Origin of the sequence: Nonomuraea solani (assembly GCF_900108335.1) — a bacterium.
GTDB classification, from domain to species: domain Bacteria; phylum Actinomycetota; class Actinomycetes; order Streptosporangiales; family Streptosporangiaceae; genus Nonomuraea; species Nonomuraea solani.
The window spans coordinates 208238-223735 of sequence record NZ_FNVT01000004.1 but is presented as its reverse complement, the minus strand read 5'-3'; the positions used below and the strand labels follow the sequence as shown (position 1 = coordinate 223735).

At 69.3% G+C, this 15498-nt stretch carries 18 protein-coding genes; 8 read left to right on the top strand and 10 right to left on the bottom strand.

The genetic code is table 11. The features are described from left to right. Positions 1 to 25: 25 nt before the first annotated feature. The 3 genes from C4V41_RS16610 to C4V41_RS16600 form a co-directional block, all read right to left on the bottom strand. On the bottom strand, positions 26 to 577 hold the full coding sequence (locus C4V41_RS16610) for a DUF11 domain-containing protein (protein ID WP_146103679.1): 552 nt from the start codon (positions 575 to 577) through the stop codon (positions 26 to 28). Positions 578 to 678: 101 nt separating this feature from the next. Further along, a complete protein-coding gene (locus tag C4V41_RS16605) occupies positions 679 to 1689 on the bottom strand; it encodes an S-adenosylmethionine:tRNA ribosyltransferase-isomerase (RefSeq protein ID WP_103956789.1) in 1011 nt (336 codons plus the stop codon). Then, entirely contained in the window at positions 1686 to 2342 is a 657-nt protein-coding gene (locus tag C4V41_RS16600; RefSeq protein ID WP_103957323.1) for an SDR family oxidoreductase, read from the bottom strand. Before C4V41_RS16600 ends, C4V41_RS16605 begins: the two co-directional genes overlap by 4 nt. A 101-nt stretch (positions 2343 to 2443) precedes the next feature. On the opposite strand from C4V41_RS16600, the gene C4V41_RS16595 reads away from it, so the two are divergent. Both C4V41_RS16595 and C4V41_RS16590 read left to right on the top strand, forming a co-directional pair. Further along, on the top strand, positions 2444 to 3559 hold the full coding sequence (locus C4V41_RS16595; protein WP_200824024.1) for a GAF domain-containing sensor histidine kinase: 1116 nt from the start codon (positions 2444 to 2446) through the stop codon (positions 3557 to 3559). Beyond that, positions 3556 to 4176 (top strand): response regulator, encoded by a 621-nt coding sequence (locus tag C4V41_RS16590; RefSeq protein WP_103956788.1) that lies wholly within the window; start codon positions 3556 to 3558, stop codon positions 4174 to 4176. Before C4V41_RS16595 ends, C4V41_RS16590 begins: the two co-directional genes overlap by 4 nt. A 304-nt stretch (positions 4177 to 4480) precedes the next feature. On the opposite strand, the gene C4V41_RS16585 is transcribed toward C4V41_RS16590, so the two are convergent. Beyond that, positions 4481 to 5194, bottom strand: coding sequence for a hypothetical protein (locus tag C4V41_RS16585; RefSeq protein ID WP_235030166.1), 714 nt, complete (start codon positions 5192 to 5194; stop codon positions 4481 to 4483). A gap of 68 nt (positions 5195 to 5262) precedes the next feature. On the opposite strand from C4V41_RS16585, the gene C4V41_RS16580 reads away from it, so the two are divergent. From C4V41_RS16580 to C4V41_RS16565, 4 genes are all read left to right on the top strand, one after another. Then, positions 5263 to 6051 (top strand): ABC transporter ATP-binding protein, encoded by a 789-nt coding sequence (locus C4V41_RS16580; protein WP_103956787.1) that lies wholly within the window; start codon positions 5263 to 5265, stop codon positions 6049 to 6051. A 98-nt stretch (positions 6052 to 6149) separates the two neighbouring features. Further along, positions 6150 to 7070 (top strand): SPFH domain-containing protein, encoded by a 921-nt coding sequence (locus C4V41_RS16575; RefSeq protein ID WP_103956786.1) that lies wholly within the window; start codon positions 6150 to 6152, stop codon positions 7068 to 7070. Positions 7071 to 7082: 12 nt separating this feature from the next. Continuing rightward, on the top strand, positions 7083 to 7838 hold the full coding sequence (locus tag C4V41_RS16570) for a sulfite exporter TauE/SafE family protein (protein WP_103956785.1): 756 nt from the start codon (positions 7083 to 7085) through the stop codon (positions 7836 to 7838). Positions 7839 to 7876: 38 nt separating this feature from the next. Further along, a complete protein-coding gene (locus C4V41_RS16565) occupies positions 7877 to 8098 on the top strand; it encodes a hypothetical protein (protein WP_235030165.1) in 222 nt (73 codons plus the stop codon). Here the strand turns inward: C4V41_RS16565 and C4V41_RS16560 are convergent. From C4V41_RS16560 to C4V41_RS65335, 6 genes are all read right to left on the bottom strand, one after another. Next, on the bottom strand, positions 8091 to 8912 hold the full coding sequence (locus C4V41_RS16560; RefSeq protein WP_103956783.1) for an NAD(P)H-binding protein: 822 nt from the start codon (positions 8910 to 8912) through the stop codon (positions 8091 to 8093). The genes C4V41_RS16565 and C4V41_RS16560 overlap by 8 nt on opposite strands. Before the next feature lie 34 nt (positions 8913 to 8946). Next, a complete protein-coding gene (locus C4V41_RS16555) occupies positions 8947 to 9765 on the bottom strand; it encodes a Rieske 2Fe-2S domain-containing protein (protein ID WP_235030164.1) in 819 nt (272 codons plus the stop codon). A gap of 120 nt (positions 9766 to 9885) precedes the next feature. After that, positions 9886 to 10497 carry an HD domain-containing protein gene (locus tag C4V41_RS16550; RefSeq protein WP_103956781.1) on the bottom strand — a complete coding sequence of 204 codons (612 nt, stop codon included), beginning with the start codon at positions 10495 to 10497 and terminating at the stop codon, positions 9886 to 9888. A 1-nt stretch (position 10498) separates the two neighbouring features. After that, the gene (locus C4V41_RS16545) at positions 10499 to 12679 is read right to left on the bottom strand and encodes a molybdopterin-dependent oxidoreductase (RefSeq protein WP_103956780.1); all 2181 of its coding nucleotides are present in this window, start codon (positions 12677 to 12679) and stop codon (positions 10499 to 10501) included. Between the two features lie 138 nt (positions 12680 to 12817). Continuing rightward, positions 12818 to 13465 carry a hypothetical protein gene (locus tag C4V41_RS16540; protein WP_103956779.1) on the bottom strand — a complete coding sequence of 216 codons (648 nt, stop codon included), beginning with the start codon at positions 13463 to 13465 and terminating at the stop codon, positions 12818 to 12820. A gap of 1 nt (position 13466) precedes the next feature. Next, positions 13467 to 13598 carry a hypothetical protein gene (locus tag C4V41_RS65335; protein ID WP_268808611.1) on the bottom strand — a complete coding sequence of 44 codons (132 nt, stop codon included), beginning with the start codon at positions 13596 to 13598 and terminating at the stop codon, positions 13467 to 13469. A 723-nt stretch (positions 13599 to 14321) separates the two neighbouring features. On the opposite strand from C4V41_RS65335, the gene C4V41_RS16530 reads away from it, so the two are divergent. Together C4V41_RS16530 and C4V41_RS16525 are read left to right on the top strand one after the other, a co-directional pair. Further along, positions 14322 to 15185 (top strand): helix-turn-helix domain-containing protein, encoded by an 864-nt coding sequence (locus C4V41_RS16530; protein WP_103956777.1) that lies wholly within the window; start codon positions 14322 to 14324, stop codon positions 15183 to 15185. A 23-nt stretch (positions 15186 to 15208) separates the two neighbouring features. Next, positions 15209 to 15466, top strand: a complete 258-nt coding sequence (locus tag C4V41_RS16525; RefSeq protein ID WP_327537440.1) for a DUF397 domain-containing protein — start codon at positions 15209 to 15211, stop codon at positions 15464 to 15466. The last annotated feature ends 32 nt before the right edge of the window (positions 15467 to 15498 follow it).

Sequence of the window (15498 nt, the reverse complement as noted above, 5' to 3'; positions counted from 1 at the left end):
GGGCCCGGGCGCAGTGGCTACAGGACTAGCGGACGACCTTGGTCGTGACCGACTTCGGGTAGCCGTTCACGGGAATGCCGAGGCGGTCGAGCTCTTCCTTGCTCATGTCCTCCATGCCCTGCTGAACGTCATAAGAGATGATGCCGAGCGTCGCCTTCTGCGCGCCCTTGGCGTTCTTCTTGAGCTTCGTGTAGAAGGCCAGGGTGACGCCATCGCCCTTTTCGAGGACCTTGGGCGCGTAGCAGAAGAACGCACGACCCTCGCCGAAGCACTCGGTCTTGGCGACGCTGGAGGCGTAACGGATCTTCTTCAGATCAACGCCCTTGGGGAACTCGCCACCGACGAACCAGGCGTCCGCGGAGTGCGGGCCGGTGTTGACGGCGGAGATCTTGTAGGTGAGGTTGCCGCCGGCCTTGGCCGTCTTCGGCGCCTTGACCGAGACCTTGAACACGGAGAACGGGTCGTCCAGGACGGCCGCGGTGTTCGTCACGGTCGTGGCGGAGGCGGGCACGGCCGGAAGCAGCAGGGCGCCCGCGAGCAAAGCAAGAGAGGCGGCCTTAGGCAGGGAATAGCGCATTAGAGAGGTCTCCGGGAAGGAAGTGGCGCGGGGGCACGGCACACTTAGCCCCCGCGTAAATGTCGGCTTTTCCTATCACAACCGCAAAATCTAAGTAAAGCTTATTTCTGCAGAATCAGGTGTGTGTCACCGAACTCGTGCCACAGGTATCCGTTCCGTAGCGCCTCTTCGTAGGCGCGGGCCAGTGCCGGTTCGCCCGCGACGGCGGTCAGCATGAGCAGATGGCTCGAACGCGGCTCGTGCAGGCCCGTGATCAGGCCCGTGACGGCTCGTACGCCACTCTCAGGCGTGACGACGTGCCCGGTCCAGCCCTGGGCGGCGGTGACCAGCCCGTTCGCGCCCACGGCCGTCTCCAGGGCGCGGACGACGGTGGTGCCCGCCGCCACCACCCGCCCGCCGTTCTGCCTGGCCAGGTTCACCAGCCGGGCCGTGGCCGCCGGCACCTCGTACCGCTCGGCGTAGGGCGGCTCGTCCTTCTCCGGCGAGGCCACCCCCGTGTGCAGGGTGATCGGCGCGATCCCGATCCCGCGCGCCACCAGCGCCGTCACCAGATCGGCGGTGAACGGCCGCGCCGCACTCGGCATCTCCGCGCTGCCAGGCACCGTCGCGAACACCGTCTGGTACGCCTCGATCGGCCAGTCCCGCTCCACGTACGAGTAGCGGATCGGCGCCCCGTGCACCCGCAGGTACGCCTCCACGTCCCGGTCGAGCACCGCCCGCCACAACCGCGGCGTCTCCCGCTCGATGAGCCGCAGCGTGGCCCGACCCGGCATCGGCAGCCACTCGCCCGGCTCGCCCCCGCCATAGGGCTCGGACCCCTTGGCGGTACGGCGGCGCAGCTCCACCAGCCACGTGCCGTCCCGCGCGACGGTGGAGAAGTGCACGGCGAGCCGGTCGAGCCGGACAGCCGCGGGCAGCGTCGCCGAGTTGTTGACGACGATCAGGTCACCGGGGTCGAGCAGGTTCGGCAGGTCGCTGAAGTGGTGGTGCGCGGGATCGAGATCGCCGCGCGAGACCATGAGACGGACCGCGTCCCGCGCCATGCCCCTGGCCTCGGGCGGCTCGTGGGCCGACAGGCCGGGCGGCAGCGAGAAGTCGAGCGCCGCGGTCATTGCAGGCTCACTTTGCCGCTGGCGGGACGGGAGTCGACCAGGTCGTACAGCGCCGTAGCCACCTTGGCCGGGTCGGCGGCGGCCGCGGCCTCATCGGCGCCGACGGCGTCGGCGAGCATGCGGGTGTTCATCTCGCCCGGATCGACCCACCAGACGCGCAACCCGGGCTCCTCGGCCGACAGCACGTTGGAGAGCTGCTCCAGTGCGGCCTTGGTGGCGCCGTAGCCGCCCCAGCCCTCGTACGCCCCCGTGGCCGCGTCCGAGGTGATGTTCACGATCGAGCCGCCGGCGGCGCGCAGCGCGGGCAGCGTGGCCTGGATGAGGGCGAGGGGAGCGGTCACGTTCGTCTCCAGCAGCACCCTGAACGCCTCCAGCGGGTAGCCCGCCAGCGGCGGCAGCGGGGTCACCCCCAGGTCGCTGGCGTTGTTGACCAGCAGGTCCAGCTCGGGCGCCGCCCTGGCCAGCCGCTGGAGGTGTTCCCGATCCGTCACGTCGCCGGGGATGGCGGTGGCGCCCAGCTCGGCGGCGACCCGCTCCAGGTCGTCCGCGCCGCGGGCGGTGAGTACGAGATTCCAGCCCGCGGCCGCCAGGGACCTCGCCAGGGCGAGGCCGAGTCCGCGGGAAGCACCGGTGATGATGGCTGTCTTCGTCATGGTTTCGACGGTAGGAACGCGGCGGGCGGCGTACATCGGGCGCAGGTCTGGGCCCGATCTCGGCACATCGTCCTAGGACCGGCCGTGGCTAGAGTGGGGCCGTGACCACGGACCGGAACGAGATCCTGCAGGCGGTGAGCTCCGCGGTGCTCGCGGTCACCCGCCACCTGTCGGTCCGTGAGGTGCTGCAGGTCATCGTACGCTCGGCGCAGCGCCTCCTCGACGCCCGCTACGCCGCGCTCGGCGTGCCCGACGAGGACGGCTCGTTCGCCGAGTTCGTCGCCGAAGGGCTGACCGACAAGCAGTGGGACGCCATCGGGCCGCTGCCCCGCCAGCATGGCATGCTCGGCGCGATGCTCCGCGACGGCACCCCCGCCAGGCTGCCCGACCTGCGCAAGGACCCCAGGTTCGAATGGTGGCCGAAGGCGCACCCGGTGATGAAGGACTTCCTCGGCGTGCCCATCCGCGACGGGGAGCAGGTGCTGGGCATCATCTTCCTGGCCAACAAGCGCCGGCCGGGCGGGTTCACCCAGGAGGACCAGGACCTGCTCACGCTGTTCGCCGCGCACGCCGCGATCGCGCTGGCCAACGCCAGGCTCTACGAGCGCGGCCGGGAGCTGGCCATGCTGGAGGAGCGCAACCGGGTGGCCAGGGAGCTGCACGACGCGGTCACGCAGAAGCTGTTCTCGCTCAGGCTCACCGCGCAGGCCGCGGGCGTGATGCTGGACAAGGCCCCGGACAAGGCGGCTGTGGAGATCGAACGCGTCCAGCGGCTGGCCGGCGAGGCCCTCGCGGAGCTGCGGGCGGTCATCGTCGAGCTGCGGCCGGCCGAGCTCGACCGGCACGGGCTGTCCGAGACGCTGCGCAAGCACGTACGCATGCTCGACCGGTTGCACCCGTCCCTGGTGACGTTCGAGTGCGCCGAGCTGCCGCCGCTGGAGTCGGCGGTCGAGGTGGCGGTGCTGCGGGTGGCCCAGGAGGCGCTGCACAACGCGCTGCGGCACTCGGAGGCGCGGAGCGTGACCGTGCGGCTGGCCTTCGAGGACGGCAAACTGGCGCTGACCGTGCGCGACGACGGGATCGGGTTCGAGCAGGCCGAGTCGCGCGGGCTCGGCCTGGTGTCGATGCGCGACAGGGCGGAGTCGGTGGGAGGCGTCATGACCGTGGAGTCCGTACGTGGCGGCGGCACCACCGTGCGCGTGGAGGTGGGCGTGTGATCCGGGTGCTGATCGCCGACGATCATCCGGTGGTGCGGCAGGGGTTGCGGACGTTTCTCGACCTCCAGGACGACATCACGGTCGTCGGGGAGGCGGGCGACGGGGCGCAGGCCGTGGAGCTGACCGGGGAGCTGTCGCCCGATGTGCTGCTGCTTGATCTGAAGATGCCGGTGCTCGACGGGATCGGGGCGCTGGAACGGCTGGCCGGCTCCGCGACCAGGGTGATCGTGCTGACCTCGGTGAGCGATCGGTCGGACGTGGGGCCGGCGATGCGGGCGGGGGCTTCTGGGTTCCTGTACAAGGATGTCGATCCGACGGCGCTGGTCCAGGCCGTACGCGCGGTGCACGGGGGGCAGGTGCTGCTCGCGCCCGAGGCGGCGGAGGCCGTGCTGGCGGCCTCGGTCAACGGGGGTGTGCCTGGGCCTGCGCCGCTGACCGAGCGGGAGCGGGAGGTCCTGGCGCTCATCGCGGCCGGGCGGTCGAACCGGGAGATCGCCAGGAGCCTGGCGGTGGCTGAGAAGACGGTCAAGACCCATGTCTCTAACGTGCTGATGAAGCTCGGCGTCCAGGACCGCACCCAGGCTGCCCTGTACGCGGTGCGGCACGGCCTGGCCTGACCTTCGACAGGCTAGGCCCGACCTTCGACCTGCCCTCTCGTCCTATCCCGCCGCACTTCGGCCGGGGTCCTTTCGAGGAAAGGAAGGGTCCCCTTCGGGGGACCGGTCTCCTCCGGGGGACGGTCTCCTTCGGGAAGGGACCCTGTCGAGAGGAGCGGCCTCTTCGGGAGGACGGTCCCCTTCCCGGGGAGTGGCGCCCTCCGGGAGGAGTCGGGCCCTTCGGGAAGAGGGTTCCGTTCGGGAGGAGGGCTTCCCTTCGGGGATGTGGCAGGGCTTGGTGCTGCCGTGCGTACGGGAGGCGTGTCTAGCTTCTGACCGGTTCGAAGATGGCGTGGTGGGCGGCCACGAGCGCGCGGCGTACCGCTCGATCCAGTTCGCGCAGGGCCGTGTCGCGGGCGGCGATCTGGCCTGAGGTGAGGCCGCGTTCGTAGGTCAGGCGCAGCACGGCGGCCAGGCGTGTGGCGAGGGCCGAGACGCGGTGTGCGCGGGCCGGATAACCGGGCGCGAGTTCGCCGCCACGCCCGCCACCGTTCGGCCGGGCCTGGACGGGCCCGTCCACCGAGGTCAGCGCCTCGGTGGCCGAGCGAATGGCGTCGGACAGCTCCCGCTCCGCCTCGGCCAGCGACGGCAGGTCATGGCGTACGGGGCCGGAGTCGTGCAGTTCCAGACGTACCCCGACATAGGACGACCCGCGCCGGTCAGGACCCGGCACCAGGCCGACGTTGCGGTCGCCGAGCACCGCGATCGCGGCCTGCCCGACATCGACCGCCGCCGAGTTGAACGTCGCCGGCCCCGACAACCCCAGCGGGTCGCCGGGCGCGGGCAGGGCAAGACGGAGTTCGGTCAGTCCGCCGACGCGGAGATTTGCGAGGTATTTACGCAAGGGAACGTCGCCCGCCACGGCGGGCCCGCCGGCGGCTTCCACGTGGTCAGCCGCCTCATCGAGGCCGACATGACCCGCGAGCCAGGCGTTACCCCAGGCGACCAGGGAGGGACAGACAGGCGATTCAGGGCGCACCGATCCACGATAAGCGCTCGCCCTGCAATAGGTTTGTCCCGAGGGTGACTCCTAAGGAGGTATCGGGGATGGGTGGTCAGGTGCTGCGGCTCCAGGACGTCGCCGTCAGGCGCGACGGAGCGGCCCTGTTGCGCGGCATCGACTGGACGGTCAACGAGGACGAGCGGTGGGTCGTCATCGGGCCCAACGGCGCGGGGAAGACCACGTTGCTGCAGGTCGCGGCCACGTTGCTCTATCCGAGTGACGGTGTGGTCGAGGTGCTGGGCGAGCGGCTGGGGCAGGCGGACGTGTTCGACCTGCGGCCACGGATCGGGCTGGCGAGCGCCGCGCTGGCCGAGCGCATCCCGCCCGAGGAGAAGGTCATCGATCTCGTCCTGACGGCCTCCTACGGGATCATGGGCCGCTGGACCGAGGAATACGACTCCAACGACGTGACCCGGGCCGTCGAGCTGATCGACATGATGGGCGCGGCCCACCTGATCAGGCGGCGCTTCGGCACCCTGTCGGAGGGGGAGCGCAAGCGGGTCCAGATCGCCCGCGCGCTCATGCCCGATCCCGAGATGCTGCTGCTCGACGAGCCCGCCGCCGGGCTCGACCTGGGCGGGCGGGAAGACCTGGTGCGCCGCCTGTCGGTGCTGGCGAGCGACTACCGTTCGCCGACGCTGGTGCTGGTGACGCATCACGTGGAGGAGGTGCCCAGCGGGTTCACGCACGGGCTGCTGCTGCGGCACGGCTCCGTGGTGGCCCAGGGGCCGCTGGAGCACGTGATGACCCCCGACCACCTGTCGCAGACGTTCGGCGTGCCGCTGTCGCTGGATCGCAGCGCGGAGGGTCGTTGGTACGCCCGCGCCCACTAGCTGGTATGCCCGCGCCCCACTAGATCGCATTTATGACGATAAATGCGGAAACCAAATAGGATCTACGGAGTCGGTTCCCTCGACTTCGGAGCGTCGTCATGTCCGTCGAGCAGCTCATCGTCGCCATCGTCGTGGTCGCTGCGGTGGGCTTCGGCGTGGCCCGCACGATCCGCATCATCCCGCAGGCCACGGCCGCCATCATCGAGCGGCTGGGCCGCTACCACCGCACGCTCACGCCGGGCCTCAACCTGGTGGTGCCGTTCATCGACCGCATCAAGGACATGATCGACCTGCGGGAACAGGTGGTGTCGTTCCCGCCGCAGCCGGTGATCACCTCGGACAACCTGGTGGTGTCCATCGACACCGTCATCTACTTCCAGGTCACCAATCCGAAGGCGGCCACGTACGAGATCGCGAACTTCCTCATCGGCGTCGAGCAGCTCACGGTCACCACGCTGCGCAACGTGGTCGGCGGCATGGACCTGGAACGCACGCTGACCTCGCGCGAGGACATCAACACCGCGCTGCGCGGCGAGCTCGACGAGGCCACCGGCAAGTGGGGCATCCGCGTCAACCGGGTCGAGCTCAAGGCCATCGACCCGCCCGCCTCCATCCAGGACTCGATGGAGAAGCAGATGCGCGCCGACCGCGACAAGCGCGCCGCCGTGCTGACCGCCGAGGGGCAGCGCCAGGCCGCGATCCTGGCCGCCGAGGGCGAGAAGCAGGCGTCGGTGCTGCGGGCGCGGGGCGAGGCGGAGGCGGCCGTGCTGCGCGCCCAGGCGGAGGCGGAGGCCCAGGCCATGCGCGCCAAGGGCCAGGCGGACGCGATCGGCATGGTCTTCAAGGCCATCCACGAGGGGAACCCGGACCAGCACCTGCTCGCCTACCAGTACTTGCAGACCCTGCCGGAGATCGCCAAGGGCGACGCCAATAAAATCTGGATCGTCCCATCGGAAATGGGCAAGGTCCTGGAGAATCTGGGCGGCCTGTTCACACCCCCCAAGAGCCCGGACACCTAGCGAGGAGGGTTCGTGACGGGGTGGGAACTGGCCGCGATCTGCGTGGCCGGGGTGGTGGCGGGCGCCATCAACGCGGTGGTCGGGTCGGGCTCGCTGATCACGTTCCCCACACTGGTGGCGCTGGGCGTCGATCCCGTGACGGCGAACGTCTCCAACACCATCGGGCTCGTCCCCGGCTCCTTCACGGCCGCGTACGGCTACCGCGCCGAACTCCAGGGCCAGCGCGAACGACTCCTGCGCCTGGGCCTGGCCTCGGCCATCGGGGCGCTGGCCGGCGGGATCCTGCTGTTGTTCCTCGACCCCGACGTGTTCGAGGTCGTGGTGGTCGCGCTGATCGCGCTGGCCTGCCTGCTGGTCCTGGTGCAGCCCAGGCTGAACGCGTGGGTGGCCGCGCGCCGCGACCGGCCGCACCCGCACGGGGGCACGGCGCTGTGGCTGGGGGTGCTGGCCTCGGGCGTCTATGGGGGATATTTCGGGGCCGCCCAGGGCGTGCTGCTGATCGGCCTGCTCGGCATCTTCCTCGACGACCACCTCCAGCGGGTGAACGCCGCCAAGAACGTCCTCGCGCTGATCGTCAACGGCGTGGCGGCGGCGCTGTTCGTCGTGGTCGCGGACGTCGACTGGCAGGCCGTGGCCGGGGTGGCGCTGGGCGCGATCGCCGGCGGGTTCCTGGGTGCCCGGCTGGGGCGGCGGATCCCGGCGCCGGTGCTGCGCGGGATCATCGTGTGCGTCGGGGTCGCGGCAATTATCGTACTGGTGTACGGATAACGGCTTATGGGTATAACCCGGACATGAAAGGTGACCGGGTGGAAATCGTCATCGATGCTGGTGATTCACCGCGCACGTACGAGATCAGGGCCACCCGCGCCGGCCGGCGGGTCGAGGTGGCCACCCGGCGGGGACTCGTGGAGGTGAGCGAGGTCACCCGCAGCGGCACCCCCGTCCGGACGGCCAGGTTCATGTCCAGCCGCATCCTCGCCCTGGTGGAGCACCCCGCCGACGAGCCCTCCGCCGACGGAGTCAGCTGAAGTCCGCGGCGTGGTCCTCCGCCCACCGGCGGAAACTCAGCGCGGGCCGGCCCAGCAGCTTCTCCACGGTGCCGGTCGCCCTCTCCGGGTGGTCCACGAAGCTCTCCCACGTCGTCAGCGCGCCCTCCACGAACGCCGCCTCGCCCCAGGCCGCCATGAGCAGCTCGCGGGCCTCGTCGAGCGGCTGGTCCTCCCAGCGCACCTCACGTCCGACCACCTCGCCGATCACGCGCACCTGCTCGGCCTGGGTCAGCTCGTCGGGGCCGCTGAGGACGTACGCGGCGCCGTTGTGCCCGCCGGAGGTGAGCACGTGCACGGCCACCGCCGCGATGTCCTTCTCGTGGATCAGCGCCCTGGACGCCTGCCCGAACGGCCAGCGCACCACGCCCTGTCTGATCTGATCGGCCCAGCCCAGCGTGTTGGCCGCGAAACCGCCGGGCCGCAGGAAGGTCCACCCGAGCCCCGAATGCCGGATCAGCCCCTCGATCTGCTGGTAGTGCGTCGAGTCTCCCTCGTCCGGCACGTGCGCCGACAGGTAGACCACGCGCCGCGCGTGCTTGGCGATGGTCGTGATCAGCTCCCCGGCGTTGCCCGTGGAGAAGCCGGGCCAGAGCAGGAACACGCTCTCCACGCCGTCCAGCGCGGGCTCCAGCGTCTCGGGCACGGTGAGGTCACCGCGCACGGTCTCCACGGGCAGCGCGGCCCGCTCGGGGTTCCTGGCCAGGGCGCGCACCTCCAAGCCCGCCTCGGCGAGCTGGGAGACCACGTGCCTGCCCACATTTCCGGTCGCGCCGGTCACAAGGATTTTGCTCATGGACCCGACCGTAGGACCTCAACCAAACTTCAGGTCAAGTGGCGGGCCGCACCTGGATCGTGCCGTCCCGCCTGATGCGGGTCTCGAACGTGGGCGCCGGCGCGGTCGCCGGGCCGTGCTTCACCGAGCCGTCGGTCAGCCGGAACGTGCTGCTGTGCCACGGGCACACCACGCACGCCTCCCCGTCCTCCATGACGAGCCTGCCCTGGTGCAGCGGGCCGGCGAGGTGCGGGCAATGGTCGGCGAGCACGGTCACGCCGTCGCCCTGGCGCAGCACGAAGAGCTGGATGTAGCCCAGCCGCCGCGCCACCGGCCTGCCGTCGGGCAGGTCCTTGAGCGGGCACAGGTCGTGCCAGCCCAGCGGCACCAGGTGGGTGACCTGCGGCGCGTGGTTGGCCCCCGCGGCCTGCCGGTAGGCCAGGTGGCCGCCGAGATAGGCGCCGAGACCGCCCACGCCGAGGCCGGCGTAGGAGAGCATCCGGCCAGGTTTCTCGCGCCCGCGCACGCGGGCCAGCAGCGAGGCGGAGAACAGGCCGAGCGCGGCCATGTTCGCCATCATGTGGACGAAGCCCACGCGCTGCTGCTCGCGGTGCAGTGAGGACCAGTCGGTCAGCCCGGCCGCCGCCGTGGGCAGCGCGTTGACCAGGCCCGTGGCCAGCAGCAGGCGTGAGGCCCGCGGGTCGGCGCCCGCCAGGTCGAGGACGGCCGTCGAGATCCAGCAGCCCAGACTCACCGTCGCCAGCGGCGGGTGCACCGGCTCCCCGAGGGGGACGCCGTGCAGCAGGTCGCGTAGCCGGCCCTGGCGCAGGCGCCGGCGTACGGCCTTGGCCAGCACCCTGACCGGTTTGTCCATGGCCTTCGACTTTTCGAGCCGATCGGCGATGGCAACTGGCCCGGCGAAACTTCGCAATTGCCGTCGTCTCGCTCGTACTGTCTCTTTCACGACAAGTCCCCTACCCCAGCCATGAGGGGATCACTCGGAGAGGTGTCCCCTGGCCACGGAGAGTTCGACCAGCTCCTGGGCGTACGCGCCCAATGTGGGCGAGCCTTCCCCGATGATCCGGACCTTCTCCCTGACCTGTTCGGCCTTCACCTTGAACAGTGGCCACGTGCCGCCCTCGGTATGGTGGTTGGCCAGGATCGGGGCGAAACGGTCGAGGGCCTTGGCGAACTTCGCCTCCGGGGTGTCCCTGGCCTCGAACTCGTCCCAGAGCTCCCTCAGATGTTTGGCCTGCTCGGCGGGCAACAGGCCGAAAATGCGGTCGGCGGCCCGCCGTTCGGCCTCCGCCTGGGCCGCGACCGCCACGACGTCGTACACGAAGGTGTCACCGGCGTCGATCTCCACCAGGTCGTGCACCAACAGCATGGCCACCACCCGCTGGAGATCGGTTCCCGGTGGAGCATGCTCGCCGAGGACCATCGCCAGCGTGCCCACGTACCAAGAGTGCTCTGCGGTGTTCTCCCGCCGCGAACCGTCGATCAGATGGTTGCGGCGGATGATCCGCTTCAACTTGTCGATCTCGATGGCGAAGGCGATCTGGGCGTTCAGGCGGTCCTCTTCTGGCGCGATAGTCACGCGCGACACCCTAATGTGCGGTGATCACCCCGGTTGGTGAAATCGTGACCGGAACTCCGTTGAACACTGCGTTACCACTTGGAACATCGACGGCGGATTCGTCCGTCAGCGTGTTGACGCTGACGCCCGCGTGCTCGGCCGCCACGCTCTGGGCGCTGCCCGCGTGGCCCCAGCCGTGCGGCAGGCTCACCACGCCCGGCATGATGCTGTCGGTGGGTTCGAGCGGCACCGTGACCTGGCCCTTCGCCGAGCGGACCACGGCCTCTTCCGCCAGCCCGAGCCTGGCCACGTCGGCCGGGTTGATCTGCAGCGTGCAGGTGTTGCTGCCGCCGACCAGAGTGCCCACGTTGTGCAGCCAGCTGTTGTTGGAGCGCAGGTGGCGCCGCCCGATCAGGACGATCTCCGGCGGCTCCTCGTCCATCTTGCCGCGCAGCCGCTCCACGTCCTCGATGAGCCGCGGCGGCGCCAGCTCGATCAGGCCAGAGGCCGTCTTGAGCACCTCGTCCAGCCGGGGCTCCAGCGCGCCCAGGTCCAGGCCGTGCGGGTTGTCGAGCAGCTTGCGCAGCGACAGGTCGCCCTTGCCGGCCCACTCGCCGTAGGGGCCGAGCCTGAGCATGAGGTCGAGCCGGCGCTCGCCGCCCGTCTCACCCTCCAGCAGGTCGCGCAGCTCGGCGACGTCGCGCCCCTCGATGCCCGAACCGGGCGTCTCCGCGGCCTTACGCAGCATCTCGTCGATCACGAACGCGTCCAGGTCCCCTTCGAGCCCCGAAGCGATCATGGCCAGCCTGGCGAGGATCTGGGCCTCCGATGGCTGCCCCTCCAGCGGCAGTGACGGCGGCGAGTAGCGCGCGTAGTTGCGGACGGCGAACCCGAGCAGCGCGAAGTCGTAGTGCCCCGACTGCAGCACGCGGGGCGGGGGCAGGATGACGTTAGCGTGCTTGGTGGTCTCGTTCAGGTACGGGTCCACGCTCACCATGAAGTCGAGCCGCCCGAACGCCGTGTCCAGCCGGTCCCCGTGGGGCGCCGACAGCACGGGGTTGCCCGCGACCGTCAGCAACACCCTGATCCGGCCCTCGCCGGGCGTCTCGATCTCGTCGGCGAGCGTGGCCACCGGCAGCTCACCGTTCGCCTCGGGCAGCCCTCGGACGCGGCTCTTCCACCGCCCCACCTGGTACGGCCTGCGCCGCGCCCCGAACTCGGTCGCGGGCTTGGGGAACATGGCGCCGCCCGGCCGGTCGAGGTTGCCGGTGAGCACGTTGAGCACATCGACCAGCCACTGGGCCAGCGTCCCGAACTCGGCCGTGCAGGTGCCGATCCTGGCGTAGACGGCCGCCGTCCGCGCCGCCGCCAGCTCCCTGGCCAGCCGCACGATCACCGCGGCGGGCACCCCGGTACGCCGGGACACCACCTCGGGCGGGAAGTGCTTGGCCGCCTCCCGCACCTGGTCGAGCCCGTTGACCTGATGCCGCAGGGCGACCAGGTCCTCGGCGAACAGGGTGTGGACGATGCCGAACAGCAGGTACGCGTCCGTCCCCGGGCGGACGAACACGTGCTCGTCCGCCAGCGCCGCCGTACGCGTGCGGCGCGGATCGACCACGACCAGCCGCCCGCCCCGCGCCCGCAGGGCCTTCAGCCGGCCGGGGAAGTCGGGGGCGGTGCACAGGGACCCGTTGGACTCCAGCGGGTTGGCCCCCAGCATCAGCAGGTGGTCGGTCCTGTCCAGGTCGGGCACCGGGATGGCCAGCGGATGGCCGAACATGAGCCCGCTGGCCACGTGCTTGGGCATCTGGTCGGCGGTGCTGGCGGAGAAGACGTTGCGGGTGCCGAGCGCCTTGATGAGGGGAGCGCCGTACAGGGCGCCCGCCATGCTGTGGGCGTTCGGGTTGCCGAGGTAGATCGCGATGGACTGACGGTCGGTGACCTGGCCGAGTCCCGCCCGTACGGCGGCGAACGCCTCGTCCCAGCCGACCTCGCGCCACAGGTCGCCCTCCCGGATGAGGGGCTTGCGCAGGCGGTCGGGGTCCTCGTCGAGCCGGCCGAGACTGGCGCCCTTAGGGCAGATGAACCCCTTGCTGAACGGGTCCTCCTTGTCGCCGCGCACGCTGGTCACGTGCCCGCCGTCGTCGAGGGTGAGGGTCAGGCCGCAGACGGCCTCGCAGAGGGGACAGGTCCGGTGGACGGTCGACGTCATCACGACACTCCTGAGTTCGCCAGATGAACTCATCTTGGCTTCTCCCGGGCGCATGGGGAAGCCCCGGAGGCCCCCGCGGCCTCCGGGGCTCGCACCCCCCAGGGAATTTCCCGGATTCCCCGGGGTTTCAGTGAGCCTTCAGGCAGCCTGGCGCAGCTCCACCTCGGTGCGCAGATCAGGCGGCTCCTCAAGCTCGGGTCTCAACGAGATCCAGGCTCGTCGCCCGTAGAGACGGTCGAGTCCCGGGGTGATGGAGCCCGGCACCTCGTCCCGTCTGACGATCTCCACGATCACGAACTGGGCCCGGCGGCGGTGCCGATAGACGTTCACGCCGCGCGCCCAGCAGGCCGCCGCGATCTCCTCGCTGTAGGCCTCGAACTCCTCGGCGCAGATGCCCGCCCTGGTCAGGATCAGCGCCTTCTCCCCGGTGGAGGTGGGCGTGATCCAGAGCACCAGCGGGATGCGGCCGGCCCTGGTGTGCATGGTGGTCTCCAGGCAGACCCGCTGCAGGCGGTGCCGGGAGACCACGCACCAGAAGTGCGCGGTGATCCAGTTACGGCCGACCTTCGTGGCGGCCGGCACGGAGATCGCGCTGGTCAGCAGGACGAAGGGCACCCATCTGCCCTCCTGGGTCGCACCGAGCAGGGTCAGTGTGAAGAGCGCCAGCCCGGCGAGCAGCAACAGTTCGGTACGGATGCGCCAGAGCCTGACCAGCGGCCCGCCCCCGCGGGGCGCTGGAAGGTCCTCATAGGCGGGGTAGATCTGGTTACGAGGATTCCTGGACATGTCAGGACACCTCCTCGATGACCCGGTGTGGCAGCTTGAGCTGGTCGAAGCGTGGGTCGCGGTAGCAGCGGGAGCCGAAGCCCGTCCTGGCCACGGTCCAGCCGATGCGGTAGGCGAATTCGTCGGGCTCCATGCAGATTTCGCGATCGGCGAGTGCGATGAGTTCCCGGATCCGGGACTTGATTCGGCTGAGTCCCTTGGTACCTTGTGAGTACATAGAAGACCCCTTTCGCGGCAATTTAGAGGTGGCTTCTTGGCCGGTCCGATGGCTGATGACCGGTCCCGCCGCAGGGTGGCAGCCCATATGCGGCGACCTGGTGGTCAGCCTCGGCCCGGCATTTCACACGCTCGAATGAGCGGACTCTCTCAACGTGGTTCAGGCTTTTACGCGATCCCTCCGGCAAGCGGCCTCCCTAGGGCGAAGTTTCCTATCCGGGACGGCGACGCTGCCGGCGAGGCGGCCCTTGAACGGGCGCGCGATCGTTACGGGAAGGCCCGATGCGTACGGCCGTGCTGTCATGTCCGGCCTCCTCACCACTCGAGATCCCTCCTGGGTCTGATCGTCCCCCGAGGTAGTCGATGCTGCAAGGCCTTGAGCAAGGGAAGAAATAACTTTCTTCGCTACTTGCTGGTTGCCTTGCCCTGCAACTTGCACGAGAAGTGTCGAAAGCCCACGACAGAGGGGGTGGGCGCGCGCTCCTCTTGCTCCCACGCTCTCCCCATGAAAGCCTTCTGGCAAGCCCATACGGCACTACACATGCAACTTGCAGTGTAAGATTAGGCGAACGGCCCAGAATGCCGGGTCCCAAACGGATCCTCCCGGCTACACCTTCATTCCCGAGAAGGAGAGTGGACGGTGCCATCGCAGCAGGGCAGCCCCACCGTACGGCGACTAAGGCTGGGCCAGGAGCTGCGGCTCCTCCGCGAGCGGCGGAAGTTCACCGGCGCCAAGGCGGCCAGAGAGCTCGGCTGGTCGCCCAGTAAGGTCAGCCGCATCGAAGCCGCCAAGACCATGCCCAGTGGTGACGACATCAAGGCCATGGCGAAGCTCTACCGCGTCGACGGAGAGAAAATTGATGAGCTCTTCGGCCTGTTGCGGGATGCGGAACAGCGCGGCTGGTGGGAGGATTACGAAGACTCGCTGCCCGAGGAATACACAAGATTCCTCGGGCTGGAGGCTGAGGCGACATTCCAGCGCAACTGGGAACCCCAGGTGGTGCCTGGCCTGCTGCAGACCGAGGATTATGCCAGAGAAGTGATTCTGGCGACTCGGGGCATCGCGCGCATCACGCACAGCGGTGTCAGAAGCCGGGTCGAGGCCCGGCTCGACAGGCAGCAGCGCGTGCTGCACAGGATCGATCCCTGCGCCTATACCGTGGTGCTCGACGAGTCGGCGCTGATGCGCCGCTTCGGTGAGCCGTCGGTGATGCGCGAGCAGATGGAGCATCTGCTGGAGATCTCCCTGTTGCCGCACGTGAGTGTCCAAGTTCTCACCTTGGACTCACTTCATCCGGTTAACACCGGTGCGTTTATTCACCTGAAGTTTTCCGCCTTTGATGATGTTGTGTACCTAGAGCACCTGTATACTGCCCACTTCGTCGATGACCTCGAACGAGTGGCCGGATACGAAACAGCTTTTGACCACACTCGGTCAGAAGCGCTGGATGAGGATGATTCTCGCGTGCTTATCCAGCGGAAAGCCATGTTGTGGCGGCGTTAGACGAAAAACCTCAGAAAGGGGCAATGGTGCCCCTTTACGCATTTGGGGAGAAAATGTACAACCACACTAAAGCGGTCGCCTGGCGTAAGAGCACCTTCTGTAACGGTGCGTCGACATGTGTCGAGGTGGCCCCCCTGGCCGATGGCAATATCGCGCTGAGGGACAGCAAGGAGCAGGACGGACCCGTCCTGGTCTTCACGCCGGAGGAGTGGGCCGCGTTCACGGCCGGCGTCCGTGGCGGCGAGTTCGACCAGGCCACACTTGTAGCCGGCAGCATGTGATGAACGGCCCTGGCGTGTTGGTCGCACAACCT

Coding starts and splice junctions, on each gene's coding strand:
- C4V41_RS16610 (WP_146103679.1), bottom strand. CDS start 577: ATGCGCTATTCCCTGCCTAAGGCCGCCTCTCTTGCTTTGCTCGCGGGC.
- C4V41_RS16605 (WP_103956789.1), bottom strand. CDS start 1,689: ATGACCGCGGCGCTCGACTTCTCGCTGCCGCCCGGCCTGTCGGCCCAC.
- C4V41_RS16600 (WP_103957323.1), bottom strand. CDS start 2,342: ATGACGAAGACAGCCATCATCACCGGTGCTTCCCGCGGACTCGGCCTC.
- C4V41_RS16580 (WP_103956787.1), top strand. CDS start 5,263: ATGGGTGGTCAGGTGCTGCGGCTCCAGGACGTCGCCGTCAGGCGCGAC.
- C4V41_RS16575 (WP_103956786.1), top strand. CDS start 6,150: ATGTCCGTCGAGCAGCTCATCGTCGCCATCGTCGTGGTCGCTGCGGTG.
- C4V41_RS16560 (WP_103956783.1), bottom strand. CDS start 8,912: ATGAGCAAAATCCTTGTGACCGGCGCGACCGGAAATGTGGGCAGGCAC.
- C4V41_RS16555 (WP_235030164.1), bottom strand. CDS start 9,765: ATGGACAAACCGGTCAGGGTGCTGGCCAAGGCCGTACGCCGGCGCCTG.
- C4V41_RS16545 (WP_103956780.1), bottom strand. CDS start 12,679: ATGACGTCGACCGTCCACCGGACCTGTCCCCTCTGCGAGGCCGTCTGC.
- C4V41_RS16540 (WP_103956779.1), bottom strand. CDS start 13,465: ATGTCCAGGAATCCTCGTAACCAGATCTACCCCGCCTATGAGGACCTT.
- C4V41_RS65335 (WP_268808611.1), bottom strand. CDS start 13,598: ATGGAGCCCGACGAATTCGCCTACCGCATCGGCTGGACCGTGGCCAGG.
- C4V41_RS16525 (WP_327537440.1), top strand. CDS start 15,209: ATGGTGCCCCTTTACGCATTTGGGGAGAAAATGTACAACCACACTAAA.